Here is an 18,238-nt window from a genome sequence, read left to right as displayed (position 1 = left end):
AAATGACTCTGAGGTGTCTGTTAAACCCGTGGCGATTCAAATAGCTTCAAGTAACTAATCATTTTTTAGCCCCTGATTTTTCTTCAGATGGATTGTTTAATGCTTCTTTCGAGAATCCGTTAATAAACTCACTACCAACACCTCCGATAGCATCATAAACAAAATCAGGAATGTTATTCCCGTTTAATACTTTATCTACGCCAACTGGCGCATACTTCCCAAATGCCCCACCCAGACCAGCACCAATACCAGCCCCGGCCAGTGACACTGTATTTGGACCATCAGTAAAGAATGCCCCCCCATTGCGATACCTGTGTTCGCAAGGACACCACGACCGGGAGCCATCATGCCTGTTGTAAATGAGGTCGCGCTTCCCAGATAGTCCCACGACTTATTCGCATTCTGCGGCTGATTCAAATCATAGACCTGATAACCACTATTGGCCGCCAGTCCAAGAAGCCCGCCACCAAGAACTTTACCTGCTGACGCCGTAGGCCCCAGATACCATGCCCCGGCAATCATCACACCATCCTGGTAGCCATCCACGATCACTTTCGTGATATTGGTGCTGTCCGGCATATCACCTTTCGCTATCTTATCCAGCCCGGCCTGCTTTTGTTCCGGTGTCAGATTATTGTCCACCGCGTACTTGTTCCATGATGTAGCCGCCGCAGCATTGCTTTCAAAACCATCACCGAAGCTGAGCGCATTATTCTCAACCGCATTCTTTCCGGCACTGGCACCGGTCGCAGCCCCTGCAGTAGTCCCTGTAGCAATCCCGCCAGCCATACCCGCTGAAATACTCGCCAGAGCACTGACCGTCTGCTTCTGTTCTTCAGAGAGTTTATCCACACCCGGGTAGAGCATATTGGCGATAGCGCGTGCCGCCAGTTCTCCGCCACCTGCACCAATCGCTCCTGCCGCCGCACTGTTACCCTGAAGCGCTGCAACCGCACCACCGAGAATGGCGTGGGCGATAGCGTTAACGGCTGCGTTACCTTCAGTTGGCCCCTTCAGCAGATGTGCCAACTCCGGTGCTGAAGCCCCCGCCAGTGCACCCGCGATATTGCCGCCCGCCAGGCCATGAAGTGCTGCCGTCGCGGCCTGGATACCGCGCTGGATATCGCTTCCGGTGCCGTATTTCTCCTGCTCTTTTTTGTATTCCGGTGTATTACGCAGGTTTGCAAGGTATTCCTGACGCTCTTTCTCAGTCGCATTCTCCGGAACCCCACCATAGGTTTTCTGCGCTTCTTTCAGCGCATTCAGCTCACCCTGCGTCCGCGCAATATCCGCCACCTGGTTGCCGATATCGCTGATCATTGCGCCGGCTCCGCGTCACCGCCGGGCTTTACAGAGGCCGTAGAAGGTGTAATGATTTGCGGGTCGAAATTCATAGATTCATCCTCTATTGGGTTTTGATGGTCGCCGGATCAATCGTTACTAGCGGGTAGATTCGGCGGGGAACGAGCAGGCGTATGCCTGCTTTTTTCATTTATGGCTCAGGCCAGATTCAGCCTTAACGCGCGCCAGAATCTCCGGGTGGTCAAGGTGGCTGTAGTCGCGCATCCGGTAATAACGGATACCCATCCGCGCGTAGATTTCGGTCACGTTGCCGCAGACCCTTTCCGCCAGCATGAAGGTTTCACACTCGCCGTCTTCGCTACTGCGCCAGTTCTCCGGGTACATCAGCCCCAGCGCGTCATGAAAGGCGTGAACGTCAATCTCCACGGGCGCGCTCACCGCCGCGTTTTCCCGGCTCTGCCAGTACGCGCGCTCCGCTTCGGCGGTGGCCTGAAAACCTCGCAGGGCGTCGGATTCGATCAGATGTAAATGCATGGTCGTGCTCCTCTTGTGCAGGGTGACGGCCCCTGCCGCCACCGGGTAAAAAATCAGTACTCCGTCCTCAGTTCGTGCATCAGGGCATAGCGGGCGTCCAGCGCGCGTTCTTCCTCCGCCAGCGTCAGCAGGTAGCCCCGTTTCGCCGCCGCGCCGATAAATACCGGGCGGTCTTTCAGCGGCAGTTCATCCAGGTAATCCAGCGCCGCCGTCAGCAGGCTGGACTCATACAGTTCGTAGTGCATCCCACAGCCACGGCTGGCCTGACTCTCCAGCCGAGCCAGCACCACATCGGCGCGGATAACATCAAACGCATTACGGGAATGGATATTGCGCACAAAGCCATCGGTACGCAGGGACGAGGTTTTCACCCATCTTCCGGCAGATTCTTGAGCGGCGGTTTTGACGTTGACGTTTTGTGTGTTCATTCTGGTTTTCTCCTGTAGTGATGGTTTATCCATCTCCCTGGTGAGTTCTCTCGCGGCGACGGGCAAAGGAGCAACGGCGCAAGGAGGAAGGAAAGGGGCGGAGACAAAAGTTTTTGCTGCTTTTCGCAAAAAGTTTTGGCGTAGTTCATTTCACCCCTTGGATGACGACGCGACGGTGCTACGACCAGCCCTCCGCGTGAGGACGCACAGGGTGATGGCCTCACCGCGAGAACAGGATTCACACACTCCGGAACGGCAGGCCGTTCCGGTCAGCAGAATCCCGGCAGCTTTACCGCCGGGATGGTGTGAGCGGCGCATCCCTCCGGGATGCTGCAAGCTGCCTTTGACCCTGACCTGGCCCTGCTTTTGATTACTGCGTCATGGGATGGACACCCGCTGGCCCGTTTTTTGGGCCCGGGCAGAGACAGCGAAGCAGGCTCTGTGCGAAGCATGACAGCCTGCCCGGACGCCCACGGCCAGTCAGACCGGCCCTAGGAACAGAAAAACGAAGACGAAAGAAGTTTATGGCCATCGGAAATGAACACCGGCAACCACGGCAGGCTGCTGCTATACGCAAAAGCGAGAAAACAGGGGATACTGAAATCCAGACACCAGCACAGCCAGCCCGGAAAGCGGACCAAAGCATCTGATAGTGTTGAACTATAGAGGCGAATTTAGGGTATGATTCGTGACGCTGGCATGAACAAGCGGCAGGTGCAACGGCGCGGGGGAACTCTTTCTCTCGCGGCCACCTTGAGTCAGAAAGAGCCCCCCCCCGCTGTTGCGATGTTAAACAGGCAACTAACGGGGGTGTTCCGTGATACTAGACACATCAAGGATAGCCGCCAGCGTTAGCCAATGCAAGCAGGACTATCGCATGGACTTTCTGAAGGCCGTGTTACTCGCGATTCTCATTCATATACTGGCGCCACTCGTGGTACGTTATGTGGAGGCGAATTTCCCGATTAATCGCACTGACGAAGTGCAGCACGGTAGGGAGGGAGCCAGCGACAGAACCGAACTGCACTGGTAATGTTGCGCCTTAGATGGCCCCGCCAGAAACGGCGGGGCTTTCTTAACAGTTTTATGTCACTCTTAACCAGAAATCTATCCAGCATCGGCATTCTGCGCAGACATTTGACCCGTTGTCCGCTGGCAGAAGTCAGCGCCTTTTCACCTGGACAGGGACCGGGACGCTTCCAGCGCAGTGAGTACCCCCCCATGTCAGGGTAGTTGTCGCCTCTGAGTGAAAACAATCTGAGGGGCTGGAGACGACAATGAAAACCTATTCACCTGAGCGTAAAGCGGCTGTGATCGCCAGAATGCTGCCACCACATAATCAACCGCTCAGCCAGTTATCACGGCAGGAGGAGATCCCGATAAAAACGCTTTACCACTGGCGCTCAGAGGCGGGTATTTCCACGCTGCCGGTATCCGGAGGGAAAGCGCTTCCCCATGAGTGGTCTCCGGAGGGAGAAATAAGGACATTAAATTTCAATTTAAACAATGAATTATCTCCTTAACGTACGTTTTCGTTCCATTGGCCCTCAAACCCCTAATACCTGTTGTCGGCATCAAAAAAGCCCGCATAGCGGACTTCAGTCGTAAACTTCGCGGCGATGTCCAATCGTGGCGGCAAGGATAACAAGCTCGTCATCTCGGATCTCACACAGAACGCGATAATCTCCCACCCGATAGCGCCAGAACTCGCCCAGCTCACCTTTGAGCGGCTTCCCTGACTGGCGAGGATCGGCAGCAACTGCAATGCGTAAACTCATAAAATCCACAATCCGTCGTGCGTTCTGTTTATCCATCTTGCGTAACGATTTGAGCGCCCGATCGGAATAGTTAATCGTCCAGACCAAGTGACTTCCTCACGTCTTCAGACGAATGCACTGCTTCATCACCACGGCGAACGCGTGCAGCAGTTTCTGCTGAAAGATAATAATCCTCCAGGTCTTCCAGATGCGCCAGTATTGCTTCCCGCGCATAAAACGTCTTTGTTCTGCCGGTTTGCTTCGCCAGCGAGTCCAGACGGGACTCAATCTCATCAGATAACCGGATAGCAAGCATATAAACCTCCCGAACACCATTTGCTATACATGTATATCAACAGTACCACAATCAACCTAAAAGAACAAAAAATAATCTTGTTAGCCCCTCTTGATAATCCGTAACGCGGTCAATATATCTAGCTTGAGGGCTTTCCTCTTAACTATTGAAAGGATAACGATTATGGGTCTTAAGCCGGGTCCGAAACGAATTACCGATTCAACAGGGGAACCTGATAAACGCCAGCGTGACAATAAAAAAACGCGGGGAAATACTGACAAATTGAAACCCAGCAAATCTTCAAAAAATAAGTCAGTAGTTAAAAGCCCTCCGGGGCTTTTTTGTATCTGCCGTTCACGCTGATTAAACATAACATCCGTTACCGGCACCACCCGATCGGCACTGGCGGCGTTTCCGGGGCCAACAGGATAAAACAGGCAACAAACCACCTGCAACGCCCCCGGAAACGCGCCGGATAAATTTTACCCGGATGCATGGCTATGCGTGCAACTGAATAGCATAGGATTTGACAGAAAAAGGATAACAAAAGCATTATTTCCGGTGATTTACTTCCGCTTAAATCTCAAATTATTATGGCGTTCTTTTATGCTCACAGGGAATGTTCACCATGCCTCAGGTTCGTCTTTTACCGTTAGTATTCTTCATACCTTTATTTCTGGTCGCCTGTTCAGGTAATCAGACCAGCGTCGAGAAAAATGCCCGAAACCTGGCATACAAGATAGAACGGGCACACTTTGACCCCAACACAAAACCGTTAACAGGCGATAACATCCGTCTGATGTCGGCGTTTCTCAGCCAGTTTTACGAAATGGGGAAACAGGACCGGGCCACAGGCCTGACCACGGCACAGGCGCAGCAGCGGGTGAACAGCTTCAGCAGCGACGACGGCCCTTTTGCACCCGGCGCACAAAAAACGACGTTCATTAACCGGGACTATGACGCCGACCAGCCTGGGAAACGCAGCGACATTCTGAAACAGGGTGCCATCGCAACATACTGGGACGGCTACAACGGTCGTCCGTGATGAAGAAGGAAAAGTGGTGCCGGTGTACTGTCTTAATTTATGCGGCCTCAAAAAGTTTGAAATTCCTAGACATGAACAAATGAATATCAGCATATCTACATATCAGGTAAAAAGAGGAGATACTTTGGAGTCCGTTGCAGGGCAACTGGGAATTTCGGCAGAGGCACTGAAACGTTATCACAATACTTAGAACCTATCCCAAAAGGAGTTGTCAGACAAAAATAGTGTTGTGTGACAATTTCTGAGGGGCGGATGGCGGGCGATAACTGGCTGATTAGTGATGAGCTCTGGGCAAAAATGGAACCATTGCTTCCAGAACACAAAACCAACCACCCCTTGGGGAGGCATCGCAAGCGGGTGGATAATCGTGCCGCGATGAACGCCATTTTCTTTGTGCTTAGGACGGGGGGCCAATGGAATGCCCTCAATGCTACCGGCATTTGCTCATCCAGTTCTGCTCACCGACGCGTTGAACTGATCGTTGGTTGCTACGCGTCTTTGGCATGATGACAAAACCACTCGATAGCCAGCTTCTTGATGCAGCGGCTTGCGAGCATAATTTACGCACTCTTTGAGGTAAAAATGGAACTGCTGAACACAACGGATTTTATTGCAGGAAGTGTTATAGCTGAGTATCTGCTTATCGGCGTGCTGCTGCTCGTGCTGGCGTCGTTTGTGGCAGGTTACATTGATGCGGTGGCCGGCGGTGCGGGGCTGATTCTTATCCCTGCATTCATCCTTACTGGCTTGCCGCCCCAGCTGGCGCTCGGGCAGGAAAAGTTAGTAAGTACCATTGGCACGATTGCGGCCATCAAAAATTTTGTGAAAAACAAATCGGTGATCTGGCGCGTTGTACCGGCCGGAATTTTTGCGGGACTGGTGGGCGCATACATTGGCGCAAAAGTTATCCTGTTGATACCTGTTGAAACGCTCTCAATCGTCATAGCGGCGCTTTTACCGATTGGATTGCTTGCGGCCACCCTGAAAGGAAAACTTAAACAGGGAGCCTCTGATGAGGTTAAAACGGGCATTATGGCCATTACTGCTGTGTGTCTGGTTGTTGGCTTCTACGATGGTTTTTTTGGTCCAGGTACGGGGAGCCTGTTTATCATCGCGCTGACGGTAATCAACCGCTTCGGCATGTTGCAGGCATCAGCCACGAGCAAAATGTTTAACTTCTCCTCAAACATCGGAGCGTTTGTTGCGTTTGCGCTTGCCGGTAAAATGGCTTACCTAATTGGCATCCCTATGATTATTGGTAGTCTGGTCGGTAATCATATTGGCTCTCTGCACGCGATTAAGACCGATGGCGCGATAATCAAAAAGGTTCTGTATTTTACAGTGGGCGTGATGATGCTAACGCTGTTGTTTAAATCTGTTGCTCAGCTCTGAGAGGTGAAAATGTACGCATCACATGAAAAGTTTGAAATCAGATTAGCTACCACAGAAGAGATTCCACTGGTTAAGGCGCTGCTTGAGCGTTACCACACAAAGAATCTGCAGACCGATAATGAACGCGCTAACGGGTTTGTGACTACTGATATGTCAGAGTGAACCGCCCCGGGAATCCTGGAGACTAAACTCCTTGAGAGAGGTAAACAGGATGACTAAAAATACTCGCTTTTCCCCTGAGATTCGTCAGCGGGCCGTTCGTATGGTTATTGAAAGCCAGAATGACTATGACTCGCAGTGGGCGGCCATCAGTTCCATCGCCCCTAAAATCGGCTGTACGCCCGAGACCCTGCGTATCTGGCTGCGTCAGTATGAACGTGATGCCGGTGGCGGTGATGGTGGCCTCACCACCACTGAGCGTCAGCGTCTGAAAGAGCTGGAGCGGGAGAACCGCGAGCTACGGCGCAGCAATGATATCCTGCGACAGGCCTCAGCTTATTTTGCGAAGGCGGAGTTCGACCGCCTCTGGAAAAAATAGCCCTCCTGGTGGATACCCTGAGCGATGAACCTGCGAACCGTTTTCCCGCCAATACGTTGTGTCTCCAGAAGCTTGAACGATGGCTGAAAGAAGTTAATAAATAATCGATTAGCCATGTACATCTGATTCATCGCTTTTACAGCAGGTTCACCGTCAAGACGACTATATCCCGCCAGTTTTCTTACCACAGAACCATTTTTTGCTCTATCCAGGCTTGATCGTTCAGCGAGTATTATACATCGAATTCAACTAATTAGAGACGTTACCCGCTTCAGTTCATTTTTGACAATTTTTTATTCATAGCAAAAACTGTACCTACTAAAGAAAAAACTAGAACTAAGATTACGGCCCAGGCAAAAGATGAAGGTCCTATCGTATCAAGTAAAATACCACCGACAACTCCGCCACATGCAACAGCAATATTCCAGCCAGTGGTATACATAGACTGGGCCACATCAAATGAGTTACCAGAAAAACGCGATAATGCTGTTTGGGTAATAGTCGCAAAGCCTCCAATGGAAAGTCCCCAAATGAAGACTGAAGGATAAACTATTTGCTCAAAATGTCCCCATAATCCGAGAAGAAAAGCAGAAAGTCCAAAAATAATAATGCTTGCTACTGCAAGAAATTGCAACTTACGATCTACCATTACACCAATGAACCATAATCCAATGATTGAGCCAAAGCCAAAAACAAATAAAACAATATGGACATTCGCTGATAAACTTGACATTGTCAGAAAGGGTTCGATATAAATGTAGAGAATGTTGTGGGCAAGAACGAAAGACATGACAACAAAAAGCACCGCGCAAATACCTGTCTTATTAAAGACACTTATTAACGACTGACGCAGTTCTCTGGATTGCCCCGGGAAATCAGGTACAATACTTATTATCCATATAATAAGTAAAATTGCCAAAGCACTCATCAGTCCAAAAGTGCCTTGCCAACCAATTATTCTCCCCAGTACTGAACCAAACGGGACACCTAGTACTAATGCTATCGTCGCACCTGCCGATACAATTGCTATAGCTCTCCCACTTAGCTGAGATGGCGACATACGTACTGCATAGCCTGCCAGTAACGACCAGACGAGACCACCGAAAATGCCGGCAAAGAATCGTGCACCGATAGATAAAATGAAATTATCAGAAACTGCTGTAATAAGGTTTACAAGCGCAAATCCTAATATCGCAGTTAATAGTAATGGGCGCCGACGTATTCCTTGAGTAAATACAGTCATAGGAATAGCTGCAATAAGTGCCCCTACAGCATAAACTGTTATAAACTGACCGGCAATACTCTCGGAAACATCTAATCCTTCGGAAATATACAAGAGCAATCCAGCTGGCATAATCTCGGTCAATAGTGTCAAAAATGCTGCTATTGATAGTGCCAAAAGCGCACTGAGTGGTAAATGCTGACTATTTACACTAGCATTAATAATATTAGTTTTTGAAATCATTCTCTCTCCCTATATCCTTGTATTAAAAATCAATTAACTATCATTCATACACTATATATGAACCTACTTATTCATTTGTGTTATAGATTAGTGTAATATCTTAAAGGGCGGAGCCTGTATCATTTAAACAGAGACTTTATTCCAGACGATAAAACCCCAGGCAAATTGGCCTCGTAATTTTCGGTCTTCTTTTCCCATCTGGTCAGTACCCGGATAAAGTGATTCATCCAACTACGAATTCTTTCGACAACCCAACGGTAGCGATGGACTTTGAAGTCCTAGTTTTTACTGGCATCAAACTCTTCTTTACGGGGCTGGATATGCGGCTCGTAACAGCAACTCTTTAGAACCAACCCTATTAGCAACCTTTGTCCAGGCAAAACTTGATTTTTTGTCCCAGACCCCCCGTTTGAAGAGTATCGGTCTTCTCCACAACCAGTTTGATGTCATACGTTGTTGCTGATGCAACAATCAGCAATAAAAGAAACCCGTTACCATCCATCAGTAGACTACGCTTTACACCTTGTTTCTAACTGATTGCTGCCTGTTTTTGTTCTTGAATGCAGTGATCCGGTCATGCAGCCGTCCATTGACAACCATGACCAACCAATACCGTCCTAATGTTCATAAGCAAATAAACCATTCTGCCAGAAGCACTCAAAGATACCGATGTCACACCATTCCTGTAAACACCGGTGTACAGGAATCGATGAACATATCCCGGTGGCATTCCACTGGCAATCATTCCTGAGAACGAAGAATATAGCATACATGGCAGCTCATTTACGGTGAGTACCGAACAGATGATTGGTTTTGCGCTCAAGGATAAATGATGTCATTTTTCCCAAAGCTTTATCGCTAATCCACCATTTTCTGCCTGCAATATTTTCCCTTCAGAAATTACCAGTTAAGACATTCTGACAATCCCTTCTGGGATAGGTTATTATTATGCATTAGCACCACCATCAACAGTAACCAAAGCACCAGTCATAAATGTTGAAGCACTACTGGCAAGAAACACAACTACATTTGCTATTTCTTCTGGTGTACCTAATCTTTTCAACGCTGGCGTTTGATCTGCTCCTTGAAAACCAGCAGTCATGTCTGTTGCTATCGGCCCTGGTAAAACGGCGTTTACGGTAATATCTTTTGAAGCTAAATCTAGTGCCCAGGCACGAGTTAATCCTGAAATTGCAAACTTAGTCATTATGTAAGCACTACAACCAGGAAATGCAGCTCTTTCACCAACCATACTACTAATGTTTATAATCCTTCCACCAGGTTTCATCTTTTTCACTGCCGCCTGAGTAAGACTGAACACCGAACGAACATTAACCGATAACTGAAATTCAAATTCAGACTCATCAATATCGCCTATCAAACCAACAGCATTAAACACACCTGCATTATTTACCAGTATATCAATCCCTCCAAATTTTTCGCTAACCGAATCAATTAGCTTTGACATACTTGATGGGTTCTTTGCATCCATTTTTAAAAGCATTGCATCAGAACCCATTGCTTTTATTTTATTTAATAATAATTCAGCTTTATCTTTTGAAGATGAATACGTTAATACTACGTTAGCACCTTTATTCGCTAATTCAATTGCTATAGCAGCGCCAATACCGCGAGAAGAACCAGTGACCAATGCAACCTTTTTATCAAATTCTTTCATACTTAACCTTTTCATTAAACTTAGTAGAAATTAATTCGGATACTACTTAATTTTTAATTAAGTAATAACACACATTGGAAATTATCTTGTAGTTTCCTTTGTTGTTTCTTCTTGCAAAGAAATAAATAATTCAAACAATTTAAAAATTATATTATTACCATAAAATCAGTAAAGTGCAACAATTAAAATTACACATTATATAAAACGGTAAATCCCTGGTGTCCTGTATCGGTCATTCCCGGCAACAGGGAAAGCTCTTCAGCAAGCAAACGCCACTCGTTCCTGTCATCAGTGACCTGTTCTGGTCGAGTTAACCGGACACTTTTTCCAGGTGATGCCTCTAATTAGTTGAATCTGATGTATAATACGGGCTTTTGAGGTTATCTCATGGCCAGCGTTAACGTTCATTGTCCCCGTTGTCAGTCTGCACAGGTCTACCGCCATGGTCAGAACCCTAAAGGCCATGACAGATTTCGCTGCCGTGACTGCCACCATGTGTTTCAGCTCACTTATGCTTATGAAGCGCGTAAGCCGGGTATTAAAGAGCAGATCACTGAAATGGCCTTCAATGGTGTCGGGGTTCGCGATACCGCCAGAACACTGAAAATTGGCATTAACACCGTCATCCGGACTTTAAAAAACTCGCGCCAAAGCGAATAACGTCTTCGCCTGTTGCCCATGCTGATGTGGCGCTTATCTGCGAACTTGATGAGCAATGGAGCTTCGTTGGCAGTAAAGCCCGGCAGCACTGGCTCTGGTACGCGTACAACACCAAAACAGGCGGTGTACTGGCCTACACTTTCGGTCCTCGAACCGATAAAACCTGCCGGGAGCTACTGGCACTGCTTACACCATTCAACATCGGCATGATCACCAGCGACGACTGGGGCAGCTATGGCCGGGAGGTGCCGAAGGATAAGCATCTGACCGGCAAAATATTCACCCAACGCATTGAGCGTAATAACCTGACGCTCCGCACCCGCATTAAGCGATTGGCTCGTAAAACAATCTGCTTCTCACGCTCAGTTGAGATCCACGAAAAAGTGATCGGAGCGTTTATCGAAAAATACATGTTCTACTAATTGGATGCACTACCTTTTTCAGACACTTCAGTAAACCCTAGAAAGCTTTCCCCAGTACAGTTATCATAATATAAATTAACTTTTATCTCTAAGGCATCTCGATAAATGATCATTGTTGTCGTTGCACATCCCAATCTCGAAGAATCTATTTTAAATAAAAGTCTGGTGGAAAAACTTTCCAACGAGAAGAACATTGAAGTTCTTGATCTTTATGAGCGCTACCGCCATGCAACCTATAATGGTCTGCCTGATGATAAGCTAGAAGAAGATCGCCAAAAGTTGCTTACGGCAAATACCATCGTTTTGCAATTTCCTTTCTATTGGTATTCCACTCCAAGCTTATTGAAGCAGTGGATTGATGACATCTTACTAAACGGTTGGGCACATCATGGAGGCGTGGAAGGTAAAGATTATGCTCTTGCTTGTAAGTCGCTGTTGCTCGCTCCGACAACGGGTGGCTCTAAAAGCTCCTATGGCCCAGATGGCTACAACATGCATTGGTTTTACGACTTCATGGTACCTTTCGTGCAAACGGCGAGAACCTGCAAAATGCGTTTTATTGATCCATACGTCATTCATGCCGATCAATTTAAGCCGACAGAAACACCCAATGAGTATGTTGAGTTCATCCGGTCAATTGGCCAATAAATTCTGGGTCTGACGCTCAGTGGAACGGGCAGAAAAGGGCTGACCTTCGGTTAGGGGAGCGATAATTGACGCCATTCTAACCGATTACGATTTGCAGCCACCAGGCTGCTTCGTTCGTACCTGCAAGCTGAACAGTAGCGCCCTTGCAGGGCGAGCGTCACCGCTTCGCGGTTCCGATGGCTTGCATGTCCCGAACCCGGCTTTATACTCTGCGGCATGTATATTCCTCGCCCTGCAAAACTCCTCTTCACCGTCGATGACGGCTGGAATTTGTTCATCAATAAGTTCGGCGATAGCCTGACCCCGTGGACCCGTCTTTGCGTCGAGCGCATGTTCGCCTGCGGCACCGCTGCCATGTGCGTTCGCCGTTACTGCTGCGCACCGGCCGACTGCACCCACTCCCGTTTTTTCTGCCAGAGCTGTAAGTCAAAGGCCTGCTGCTCCTGCGGCTTCAAAGCCACGGAGCTGTGGGTGTCGCAGCAGAGCCACATCCTCCCGGACTGCGACTGGCAGCATATCACCTTTACCATGCCTCACCTCCTGTGGCCCTTTTTTAACAACAACTGGCCCCTGCTCAACGCTCTGTTCCGCGCCGCCACCCGCGCCATGCTCCGGTGGGCCCGCAAACAGGGCGTGGAGGTCGGCATCTTCTGCGCCCTGCACACCTGTGGCCGCCAGCTCAACCAGCACCCGCACATTCATCTGTCCGTCACCCGCGGCGGGCTGGATATAAAACACAGCGTATGGCGCGACCTCTTCTTTAAGAAGCAGCCTGTAGAGGAAATCTGGCGCGGGGCGGTCATCCACCTGCTGCGCCACAGCTATGACCTGATTAATCCCGGCAGCCTGCCCGGGCTGGGGCATATCCGCGATAAAAAGCAGTGGCAGCGCTACCTGCAGGCGCAGTACGGGCGCCGCTGGAAGGTCCACTTTGCGAAGAAAACCCGGGGCGCCTGGCGGAGCGTCAAATACTCTGGCCGGTACCTGAAGCGACCGCCGGTGTCGGCGGCAAAGCTCAGGCACTACAGCGGCGGCGCCGTGGTGCACCACTATTACGACCACCGGACGCAGCAGCACCGGAAACAGACGCTGACTCAGGAAGAGATGAGCGGGCGCTACATCAGCCACGTGCCGGAAAAGTATTTTAAAATGGTGCGCTACTACGGCTTTTTGTCTAACCGGAAACGGGGCGAGCTGCTGCCGAAAGTGTACGAAGCCCTGCAGATGGAAGCGAGGAAAAAGCCGGAGCAGCCGGGCTTCGCCGCGCTGATGAAGGAATTTCTGCGCACGGCTCCCTACAAATGCATTCTGTGCGGCAACCGGCTTCGCTTCAGCGGCGCAGAGGCCGGCAGGTACGCCACCGAACTGGTGGCAGAAAGGCTGCACGGCATCGACAGGAAACGATGGCTTCTGGCGCAGACTGCAGGATAAGTGCGCCTGAAAAATGGGTTTCAGGTTAAAAAGGCACCGAAAACCGAATTTTATCGCCATTAGCGTCACTACCACCCGCCATCACTGCGCTCCAAAAGACTATGTTCATGGTCAGGATATTTTTAAAACGCTTTTCCAGTCTCCTAACCATGAACGGTCAACGACAAGAGCCGGATGACGGGAGACTGTCACGTCCGGTTCCGTGGGAGCGCAGGGGGGAAGTTCCCTTGCGCGACCCGATAACCCCATTTAGTGACGCTTACACTGTTCCACGGAGCCCCAAACCCCTGACTTGACTCCTGGAAGGGCGTCCAGGGCAGCCAGTACGGCAGTGACGACTGGCAGCGCTTCTGCCGGTCCAGTAACCTGGCGCCGGGCATGAGCAGACGTGGCAACAGCCGGGATAATGCGGTGGCCGAATCGTTCTTCAGTTCGCTGAACATCTTGAATGTTAAGGTGTCCTGAAGCAGGTATTTCATTAGCTGATGGCACAGGGCAGGAACCTTTCCCCCGGCTCTCACCATGCCGTGCAGGCACCGGAAGATGCCCGGGATTGCCGGAACATCAGTAATTCGCCGGAAGTGACTTTTTATCCATCAGCCTTCCCCTGCGCATTGTAATATATCCGCCGGTGCTGAGCTCCTTCAGAATTTTGTTCAGTGAACTGCGTGAGATGGTCGTCCGGCTAAGAATGAACTCAAAGGCTGAAAACCTGCTGCGCTGCTCTTCATCCATTTCCCACAGCATGTCAAGGTGCTGTCTGACAATACCGTAGACGTTGCGCGATACGAATACTTCATCGCGAATGTAGCATTTATTTACCACATCCACACAAAGGGTGAAGGCCTCCTGCCAGAGTGATAGCTCATCGATAAGGCGCAGCGCGCGTTCCTGCCTTACTGCCATCAGCTCTGCTGGTCGGGTGGTTCTGAGATAATGAAAGATCGTATCCTTCTCCCGAATGGTCAGCCCGATGACGGCGGGGGCTTTGACGTAAGCCACGACGGTATCGTCTGACAGCCTGCGGACCTCTGCTTCACCCGCGCGCAGACAGTACACGTACTGCGTCTCTTTCTGACGAAATGGTATGGTCTGCTTTTCGCCGGCGACAACCCTGTGAAAACAGTCAGCGCTCTCAATATTTTCAATGATGCGTTCTGCAGCAAGCAGTGCGGATATACTGGTCATCATCATTCCCTGTAATAATACCCTTTAAGTTAGTACGTCAAATGTGTTGCCGGGTTTCAATATAGGTGAATTATGATTTTATTTTGTATCAGTGATTGTGAAATATTGAACCTGTGACAGGTATCAAAAAAATTCTGTAAGCGTTTGACTTTAATCCTGCGATCCTGAAAGGTCATCTCCTGACAGATTTTGTATCTCTTCCCACTTCCTGCTGTGGATCGCCGTCTTACACACTATATGGCAGGATTGTCTACCGGGGCGGGGTCAGTCCAACTCACTTAGTCCCGTGTCCACTATTCGCGGGTAGGATCAGTAGCCCTCTGCTGCTGTCTCATCCTGAAGTTTAATCCCCTGCGCTTCGAGCCACGAGATATCCAGCTGCCAGGCATGACGAGAGCATTCCCGCCATACGTCAAAGGCCTCATCCACATAGTCAAACGCGCTCTGAAGGGACACCGTTTACATGGGGAAATGCTCAAACGCCCGCTTCTTGATGCCAGCCAAACCTGTCATGCATCCATTTGATATGGCCATTTTGAGCGAAGAGCGGAAATTGTATTTATAAATGACTTTTACATTGCCAAATAAATTGTTATTTGCCGCTTTTTTCTGGTTAATCACGAATACCATCATAATCATTAAGTATTTGCATTAACATTATTCTTGGTATGTTTTTTGTGGATATTCTGAAACTGGTACTCAGGCGCGAGGCAATCATAGCGGAAGTAATTTTATTATCATCGTAGGCGATGGTCATATGCTTTCCGATATTCTGTCGGGTCATGTCCGACAACCTTTTGCCACATTCATCGGAAAATCTAAATACTAAATTCTCTGCACCTGTCTCATCCTTCTCTACATAATCAATTGACTTTACACATCCAGAGTCAAACGAAGTTTTCTCATTACCGACCGAAAAAACAAAACTCCCTTTTGCTGCAGTTGATGTCAATGGAACAAGCACCACGAGTAACAACACCCCAAACTTGATTTGCATCTTCTTCTCCTTTTATTTGTTGACCTGCTCCGCATAAATTAACATATCTCAACGTTATCAACGTCCGCTTCTGGCACAAAGTGGGCTTTAATGATCGGACACGATGCCAAAATGAAGGATGGGCACTCAGGGTGAGAAATAATCAGCGCCGATTCGTCGCTAATTTACCTTGACGCTGACTTATCCAATAATGGCAACAATAGTCATTATTTTATTCCTGTAAGGCAATAATCCCCGTATCACAACAATCCGCCGCTTTTTGTGACTTTCCGGCAATAATCCTTCTTTTCTTCTCCGCAGATCCGAAAAATGGTTGTTCCGGATCTTCCTGAACCCCACCGGCGTGCTGCGGCCCCATGACACAAGATGTAGCGGTGTCATCAGCTGCTCATGACGCTGTATGTTGTGTTCATGCCCTGCCCCGTGACCGGCCGCTCAGCACCGGAAAAGGGCGGTGTGGTTATTCCGTGGGCGTGGTACACTTCCGGAAACTGCGCTATACCGTAAAAATCGGATCCAACCGGAACGGCCATCCGGTAATTTAGCAATGTGACTGTTTCACTGTTTACCATGTGTTAATTTCTTTTATTGTTTACAAAAAGAATCATTGCGCATTCATTTAATCAATCATCAGTTAATGAAGACTCATATTCGTTAAAGCCGACTTTTACAGTCGCTGAATACGTTTTGCATAAGGAAAGAATCATGGCGAAGATCCAGGCCAGGAATGTTGACGATGCGCTGTTTGCGCGCATCGAGCAGTCGGCTATGAAAAATGAGCGCTCCCTCGAGGGCGAGATCCGCCTCGCGCTGGCCAGGCAGTACCCGGACGTGACGGTAGACGGGGAAATGCTGACCGGCCGGCAGCGGTGGCAGAAGGAATGCGGCGGACGGCTGCTGGCGCTGTTCGGTCGCCTTTCTTCTGACGGTGTTCTCCCGGGCTCACGGCATGATGGGCGGACGCGCATTGCGGATCTGGTGCGGATCGCGCAGCGGCTGAACGTGTCCCCGGGGCTGCTTATGGACTGTGCTGAAGGCGAGGACGAGCTGACCCGGGACCTGGCGGAACGCCTTGAAACCACGTTCGGCGCCGGCACGGACTGGCTCACTACCGGTGACGGGATGATGTTTCCGCTGGTGACGCTGGGGACCTATTCCGGTGTCAGCTGGCAGACGTTCTTTTTCCCGGACGGTGATGAACGGTATGTCTTTGAGCTGATCCGTATTACCGGCGGGCGTCATGACGGGACCCTTATGATCCTGCGTCAGAACGAAAAAACGGGGGCGATCGCCACGGGCCTGGTGACCGAGGCGTTTTATCTCGGTGCCGGGATGGGCAGCGGCGGCTACGGCAGTCTCAAAGCGTTTCTGCTGTTTCTGAACGCGCACTGCCGGGATCTGGTCATGAACGCGTACGTTTTTGAGCCGCCGGAGGCGGACTTCGACTTCTGGTCCGTCATGGGACAGCACCATCCGGTCTGGTTTCGTGACGCCAACCGGCGCTCTCCGTCCCGCTGGCTGCAGCAGGTGCTGAGCGGCGAAGATCCGGGAGAGTGGTTTGCGGGAGGATGGACGTCGGTCCTGGAGGAGGTTGCCTCCGCCTCCCGCGAGGCGCTCCCGGGAGCGGGCCGTGAGGGAGAGCCGGAATGATGCCGGCCGTTCCCGGCCCGCGGGTGCAGCAGTCCGCCCCGCCGCTGCCGGTGGCGATGGACTATCCGGCCGCGCTGGCGCTGCGGCAGATGGCCCTCGTTCAGGAGGAACTGCCGAAATACCTGCTGGCGCCGGAGGTGAGTGCCCTGCTCCACTACGTCCCCGACCTGCACCGCAGGATGCTGCTGGGCACCCTCTGGAACACCGGCGCCCGCATCAACGAGGCGTTAGCACTGGGTAGAACGGATTTTTTACTGCAACCACCCTACCCGTTCGTGCAGCTGGCTACCCTGAAGCAGCGTGAAGAGAAAGCCGCCCGCAGCGCCGGCCGGACTCCGGCTGGAACAGTACCGCATCGTCTGGTCCCTCTGTCCGATCAGCACTACCTCAGCCAGTTGCAGATGATGGTGGCCACGCTCAGGATCCCGCTGGAGAGAAAGAATAAACGAACCGGCCGGATGGAAAAGGCCCGCCTGTGGACCATCACCGACAGAACGGTAAGAACCTGGCTCGCGGAGGCCGTGGACGCTGCAGCAGCAGATGGGGTAAATTTCTCTATACCCATTACCCCGCATACGTTCCGCCACAGTTATGCGATGCATATGCTGTACGCCGGCATTTCGCTAAAGGTGCTGCAGGCATTAATGGGCCACAAGTCGATAAGCTCGACCGAGGTATACACGAAGGTGTTTGCGCTCGACATCGCGGCGCGGCACCGGGTGCAGTTTCAGATGCCGGAGGCCGACGCGGTGGCCATGCTGAAAGGCGCTGTGTGAATCTGTTGATAACGGCCTGACGCGCCCGGTGG

Annotated in this window: 18 protein-coding genes, 5 pseudogenes and 1 other annotated feature; of the genes and pseudogenes, 12 read left to right on the top strand and 11 right to left on the bottom strand. The window is 50.3% G+C overall.

Features of this window, described 5'->3' with window-relative positions; translation table 11 throughout:
* Nucleotides 1-699: 699 nt before the first annotated feature.
* The 3 genes and pseudogenes from KGP22_RS23645 to KGP22_RS23635 form a co-directional block, all read right to left on the bottom strand.
* Nucleotides 700-1,320, bottom strand: a pseudogene (locus KGP22_RS23645) (VENN motif pre-toxin domain-containing protein); the annotation flags it as partial.
* Between the two features lie 168 nt (nucleotides 1,321-1,488).
* On the bottom strand, nucleotides 1,489-1,836 hold the full coding sequence (locus KGP22_RS23640; RefSeq protein ID WP_223582798.1) for a hypothetical protein: 348 nt from the start codon (nucleotides 1,834-1,836) through the stop codon (nucleotides 1,489-1,491).
* A 53-nt stretch (nucleotides 1,837-1,889) separates the two neighbouring features.
* A complete protein-coding gene (locus tag KGP22_RS23635) occupies nucleotides 1,890-2,264 on the bottom strand; it encodes a hypothetical protein (RefSeq protein WP_223582796.1) in 375 nt (124 codons plus the stop codon).
* Nucleotides 2,265-3,141: 877 nt separating this feature from the next.
* On the opposite strand from KGP22_RS23635, the gene KGP22_RS23630 reads away from it, so the two are divergent.
* Both KGP22_RS23630 and KGP22_RS23625 read left to right on the top strand, forming a co-directional pair.
* Nucleotides 3,142-3,297 carry a hypothetical protein gene (locus tag KGP22_RS23630; RefSeq protein ID WP_223582795.1) on the top strand — a complete coding sequence of 52 codons (156 nt, stop codon included), beginning with the start codon at nucleotides 3,142-3,144 and terminating at the stop codon, nucleotides 3,295-3,297.
* A 244-nt stretch (nucleotides 3,298-3,541) separates the two neighbouring features.
* Complete coding sequence (locus tag KGP22_RS23625; RefSeq protein WP_223582793.1) at nucleotides 3,542-3,787, top strand: transposase; 246 nt, start codon at nucleotides 3,542-3,544, stop codon at nucleotides 3,785-3,787.
* A gap of 75 nt (nucleotides 3,788-3,862) precedes the next feature.
* Here the strand turns inward: KGP22_RS23625 and KGP22_RS23620 are convergent, their stop codons facing one another.
* Together KGP22_RS23620 and KGP22_RS23615 are read right to left on the bottom strand one after the other, a co-directional pair.
* Nucleotides 3,863-4,129 carry a type II toxin-antitoxin system RelE/ParE family toxin gene (locus KGP22_RS23620; protein ID WP_004197762.1) on the bottom strand — a complete coding sequence of 89 codons (267 nt, stop codon included), beginning with the start codon at nucleotides 4,127-4,129 and terminating at the stop codon, nucleotides 3,863-3,865.
* The gene (locus KGP22_RS23615; protein WP_000879771.1) at nucleotides 4,113-4,337 is read right to left on the bottom strand and encodes a DUF6290 family protein; all 225 of its coding nucleotides are present in this window, start codon (nucleotides 4,335-4,337) and stop codon (nucleotides 4,113-4,115) included. The genes KGP22_RS23620 and KGP22_RS23615 overlap by 17 nt, the downstream gene beginning before the upstream one ends.
* A 607-nt stretch (nucleotides 4,338-4,944) precedes the next feature.
* On the opposite strand from KGP22_RS23615, the gene KGP22_RS23610 reads away from it, so the two are divergent.
* The 4 genes and pseudogenes from KGP22_RS23610 to KGP22_RS23590 all read left to right on the top strand — a co-directional run.
* Complete coding sequence (locus tag KGP22_RS23610; protein ID WP_223582791.1) at nucleotides 4,945-5,361, top strand: Exc2 family lipoprotein; 417 nt, start codon at nucleotides 4,945-4,947, stop codon at nucleotides 5,359-5,361.
* Nucleotides 5,362-5,613: 252 nt separating this feature from the next.
* Nucleotides 5,614-5,829 (top strand): annotated as a pseudogene (locus KGP22_RS23600) (transposase); the annotation flags it as partial.
* 114 nt (nucleotides 5,830-5,943) lie between these two features.
* Nucleotides 5,944-6,753: a TSUP family transporter gene (locus tag KGP22_RS23595; RefSeq protein WP_223582620.1), complete on the top strand. Its 810-nt coding sequence runs from the start codon at nucleotides 5,944-5,946 to the stop codon at nucleotides 6,751-6,753.
* Nucleotides 6,754-6,964: 211 nt separating this feature from the next.
* Nucleotides 6,965-7,311 (top strand): annotated as a pseudogene (locus KGP22_RS23590) (transposase); the annotation flags it as partial.
* Nucleotides 7,246-7,342, top strand: a sequence feature (AL1L pseudoknot). It overlaps the preceding pseudogene by 66 nt.
* Before the next feature lie 220 nt (nucleotides 7,343-7,562).
* On the opposite strand, the gene KGP22_RS23585 reads toward KGP22_RS23590, so the two are convergent.
* The 3 genes and pseudogenes from KGP22_RS23585 to KGP22_RS23575 form a co-directional block, all read right to left on the bottom strand.
* Nucleotides 7,563-8,756 carry an MFS transporter gene (locus KGP22_RS23585; RefSeq protein ID WP_223582618.1) on the bottom strand — a complete coding sequence of 398 codons (1,194 nt, stop codon included), beginning with the start codon at nucleotides 8,754-8,756 and terminating at the stop codon, nucleotides 7,563-7,565.
* 119 nt (nucleotides 8,757-8,875) lie between these two features.
* A pseudogene (locus tag KGP22_RS23580) lies at nucleotides 8,876-9,640 on the bottom strand (IS5 family transposase).
* Nucleotides 9,641-9,702: 62 nt separating this feature from the next.
* Nucleotides 9,703-10,434: a 3-oxoacyl-ACP reductase family protein gene (locus KGP22_RS23575; RefSeq protein WP_223540674.1), complete on the bottom strand. Its 732-nt coding sequence runs from the start codon at nucleotides 10,432-10,434 to the stop codon at nucleotides 9,703-9,705.
* A 387-nt stretch (nucleotides 10,435-10,821) separates the two neighbouring features.
* Here KGP22_RS23575 and KGP22_RS23570 point away from each other — a divergent pair.
* From KGP22_RS23570 to KGP22_RS23555, 4 genes and pseudogenes are all read left to right on the top strand, one after another.
* A protein-coding gene (locus KGP22_RS23570; RefSeq protein ID WP_223582616.1) for an IS1 family transposase occupies nucleotides 10,822-11,516 on the top strand; the annotation gives its coding sequence in 2 pieces (ribosomal slippage) (nucleotides 10,822-11,068 and nucleotides 11,068-11,516; 696 coding nt in all).
* Nucleotides 11,517-11,621: 105 nt separating this feature from the next.
* Nucleotides 11,622-12,164, top strand: a complete 543-nt coding sequence (locus tag KGP22_RS23565; RefSeq protein ID WP_223540672.1) for an NAD(P)H-dependent oxidoreductase — start codon at nucleotides 11,622-11,624, stop codon at nucleotides 12,162-12,164.
* Between the two features lie 216 nt (nucleotides 12,165-12,380).
* Nucleotides 12,381-13,595: an IS91 family transposase gene (locus KGP22_RS23560; RefSeq protein WP_223582787.1), complete on the top strand. Its 1,215-nt coding sequence runs from the start codon at nucleotides 12,381-12,383 to the stop codon at nucleotides 13,593-13,595.
* A 312-nt stretch (nucleotides 13,596-13,907) separates the two neighbouring features.
* Nucleotides 13,908-14,033, top strand: a pseudogene (locus KGP22_RS23555) (IS3 family transposase); the annotation flags it as partial.
* Nucleotides 14,034-14,159: 126 nt separating this feature from the next.
* Here KGP22_RS23555 and KGP22_RS23550 read toward each other — a convergent pair.
* The 3 genes from KGP22_RS23550 to KGP22_RS23540 form a co-directional block, all read right to left on the bottom strand.
* Complete coding sequence (locus KGP22_RS23550; RefSeq protein ID WP_223582785.1) at nucleotides 14,160-14,783, bottom strand: helix-turn-helix domain-containing protein; 624 nt, start codon at nucleotides 14,781-14,783, stop codon at nucleotides 14,160-14,162.
* 309 nt (nucleotides 14,784-15,092) lie between these two features.
* Nucleotides 15,093-15,239 carry a hypothetical protein gene (locus KGP22_RS23545; RefSeq protein ID WP_223582783.1) on the bottom strand — a complete coding sequence of 49 codons (147 nt, stop codon included), beginning with the start codon at nucleotides 15,237-15,239 and terminating at the stop codon, nucleotides 15,093-15,095.
* A gap of 157 nt (nucleotides 15,240-15,396) precedes the next feature.
* Complete coding sequence (locus KGP22_RS23540) at nucleotides 15,397-15,780, bottom strand: Insecticidal toxin complex protein tccz (RefSeq protein WP_223582781.1); 384 nt, start codon at nucleotides 15,778-15,780, stop codon at nucleotides 15,397-15,399.
* Nucleotides 15,781-16,485: 705 nt separating this feature from the next.
* Here KGP22_RS23540 and KGP22_RS23535 point away from each other — a divergent pair.
* Both KGP22_RS23535 and KGP22_RS23530 read left to right on the top strand, forming a co-directional pair.
* Nucleotides 16,486-17,430: a hypothetical protein gene (locus tag KGP22_RS23535; protein ID WP_223582805.1), complete on the top strand. Its 945-nt coding sequence runs from the start codon at nucleotides 16,486-16,488 to the stop codon at nucleotides 17,428-17,430.
* Nucleotides 17,427-18,206: a site-specific integrase gene (locus KGP22_RS23530; protein WP_223582779.1), complete on the top strand. Its 780-nt coding sequence runs from the start codon at nucleotides 17,427-17,429 to the stop codon at nucleotides 18,204-18,206. Before KGP22_RS23535 ends, KGP22_RS23530 begins: the two co-directional genes overlap by 4 nt.
* The last annotated feature ends 32 nt before the right edge of the window (nucleotides 18,207-18,238 follow it).

This window comes from Enterobacter sp. JBIWA005 (assembly GCF_019968805.1).
Classification (GTDB): domain Bacteria; phylum Pseudomonadota; class Gammaproteobacteria; order Enterobacterales; family Enterobacteriaceae; genus Enterobacter; species Enterobacter vonholyi.
Note: the sequence above shows the minus strand (reverse complement) of the source record. Positions and strands in the feature narration are given on the sequence as shown.

What these genes read in the sequence shown, in the direction of transcription:
- KGP22_RS23535 (WP_223582805.1), top strand. Translation starts at nt 16,486, where the DNA reads ATGGCGAAGATCCAGGCCAGGAATGTTGACGATGCGCTGTTTGCGCGC.
- KGP22_RS23550 (WP_223582785.1), bottom strand. Translation starts at nt 14,783, where the DNA reads ATGACCAGTATATCCGCACTGCTTGCTGCAGAACGCATCATTGAAAAT.
- KGP22_RS23625 (WP_223582793.1), top strand. Translation starts at nt 3,542, where the DNA reads ATGAAAACCTATTCACCTGAGCGTAAAGCGGCTGTGATCGCCAGAATG.
- KGP22_RS23565 (WP_223540672.1), top strand. Translation starts at nt 11,622, where the DNA reads ATGATCATTGTTGTCGTTGCACATCCCAATCTCGAAGAATCTATTTTA.
- KGP22_RS23610 (WP_223582791.1), top strand. Translation starts at nt 4,945, where the DNA reads ATGCCTCAGGTTCGTCTTTTACCGTTAGTATTCTTCATACCTTTATTT.
- KGP22_RS23530 (WP_223582779.1), top strand. Translation starts at nt 17,427, where the DNA reads ATGATGCCGGCCGTTCCCGGCCCGCGGGTGCAGCAGTCCGCCCCGCCG.
- KGP22_RS23640 (WP_223582798.1), bottom strand. Translation starts at nt 1,836, where the DNA reads ATGCATTTACATCTGATCGAATCCGACGCCCTGCGAGGTTTTCAGGCC.
- KGP22_RS23635 (WP_223582796.1), bottom strand. Translation starts at nt 2,264, where the DNA reads ATGAACACACAAAACGTCAACGTCAAAACCGCCGCTCAAGAATCTGCC.
- KGP22_RS23540 (WP_223582781.1), bottom strand. Translation starts at nt 15,780, where the DNA reads ATGCAAATCAAGTTTGGGGTGTTGTTACTCGTGGTGCTTGTTCCATTG.
- KGP22_RS23560 (WP_223582787.1), top strand. Translation starts at nt 12,381, where the DNA reads ATGTATATTCCTCGCCCTGCAAAACTCCTCTTCACCGTCGATGACGGC.
- KGP22_RS23575 (WP_223540674.1), bottom strand. Translation starts at nt 10,434, where the DNA reads ATGAAAGAATTTGATAAAAAGGTTGCATTGGTCACTGGTTCTTCTCGC.
- KGP22_RS23615 (WP_000879771.1), bottom strand. Translation starts at nt 4,337, where the DNA reads ATGCTTGCTATCCGGTTATCTGATGAGATTGAGTCCCGTCTGGACTCG.
- KGP22_RS23595 (WP_223582620.1), top strand. Translation starts at nt 5,944, where the DNA reads ATGGAACTGCTGAACACAACGGATTTTATTGCAGGAAGTGTTATAGCT.
- KGP22_RS23585 (WP_223582618.1), bottom strand. Translation starts at nt 8,756, where the DNA reads ATGATTTCAAAAACTAATATTATTAATGCTAGTGTAAATAGTCAGCAT.
- KGP22_RS23630 (WP_223582795.1), top strand. Translation starts at nt 3,142, where the DNA reads ATGGACTTTCTGAAGGCCGTGTTACTCGCGATTCTCATTCATATACTG.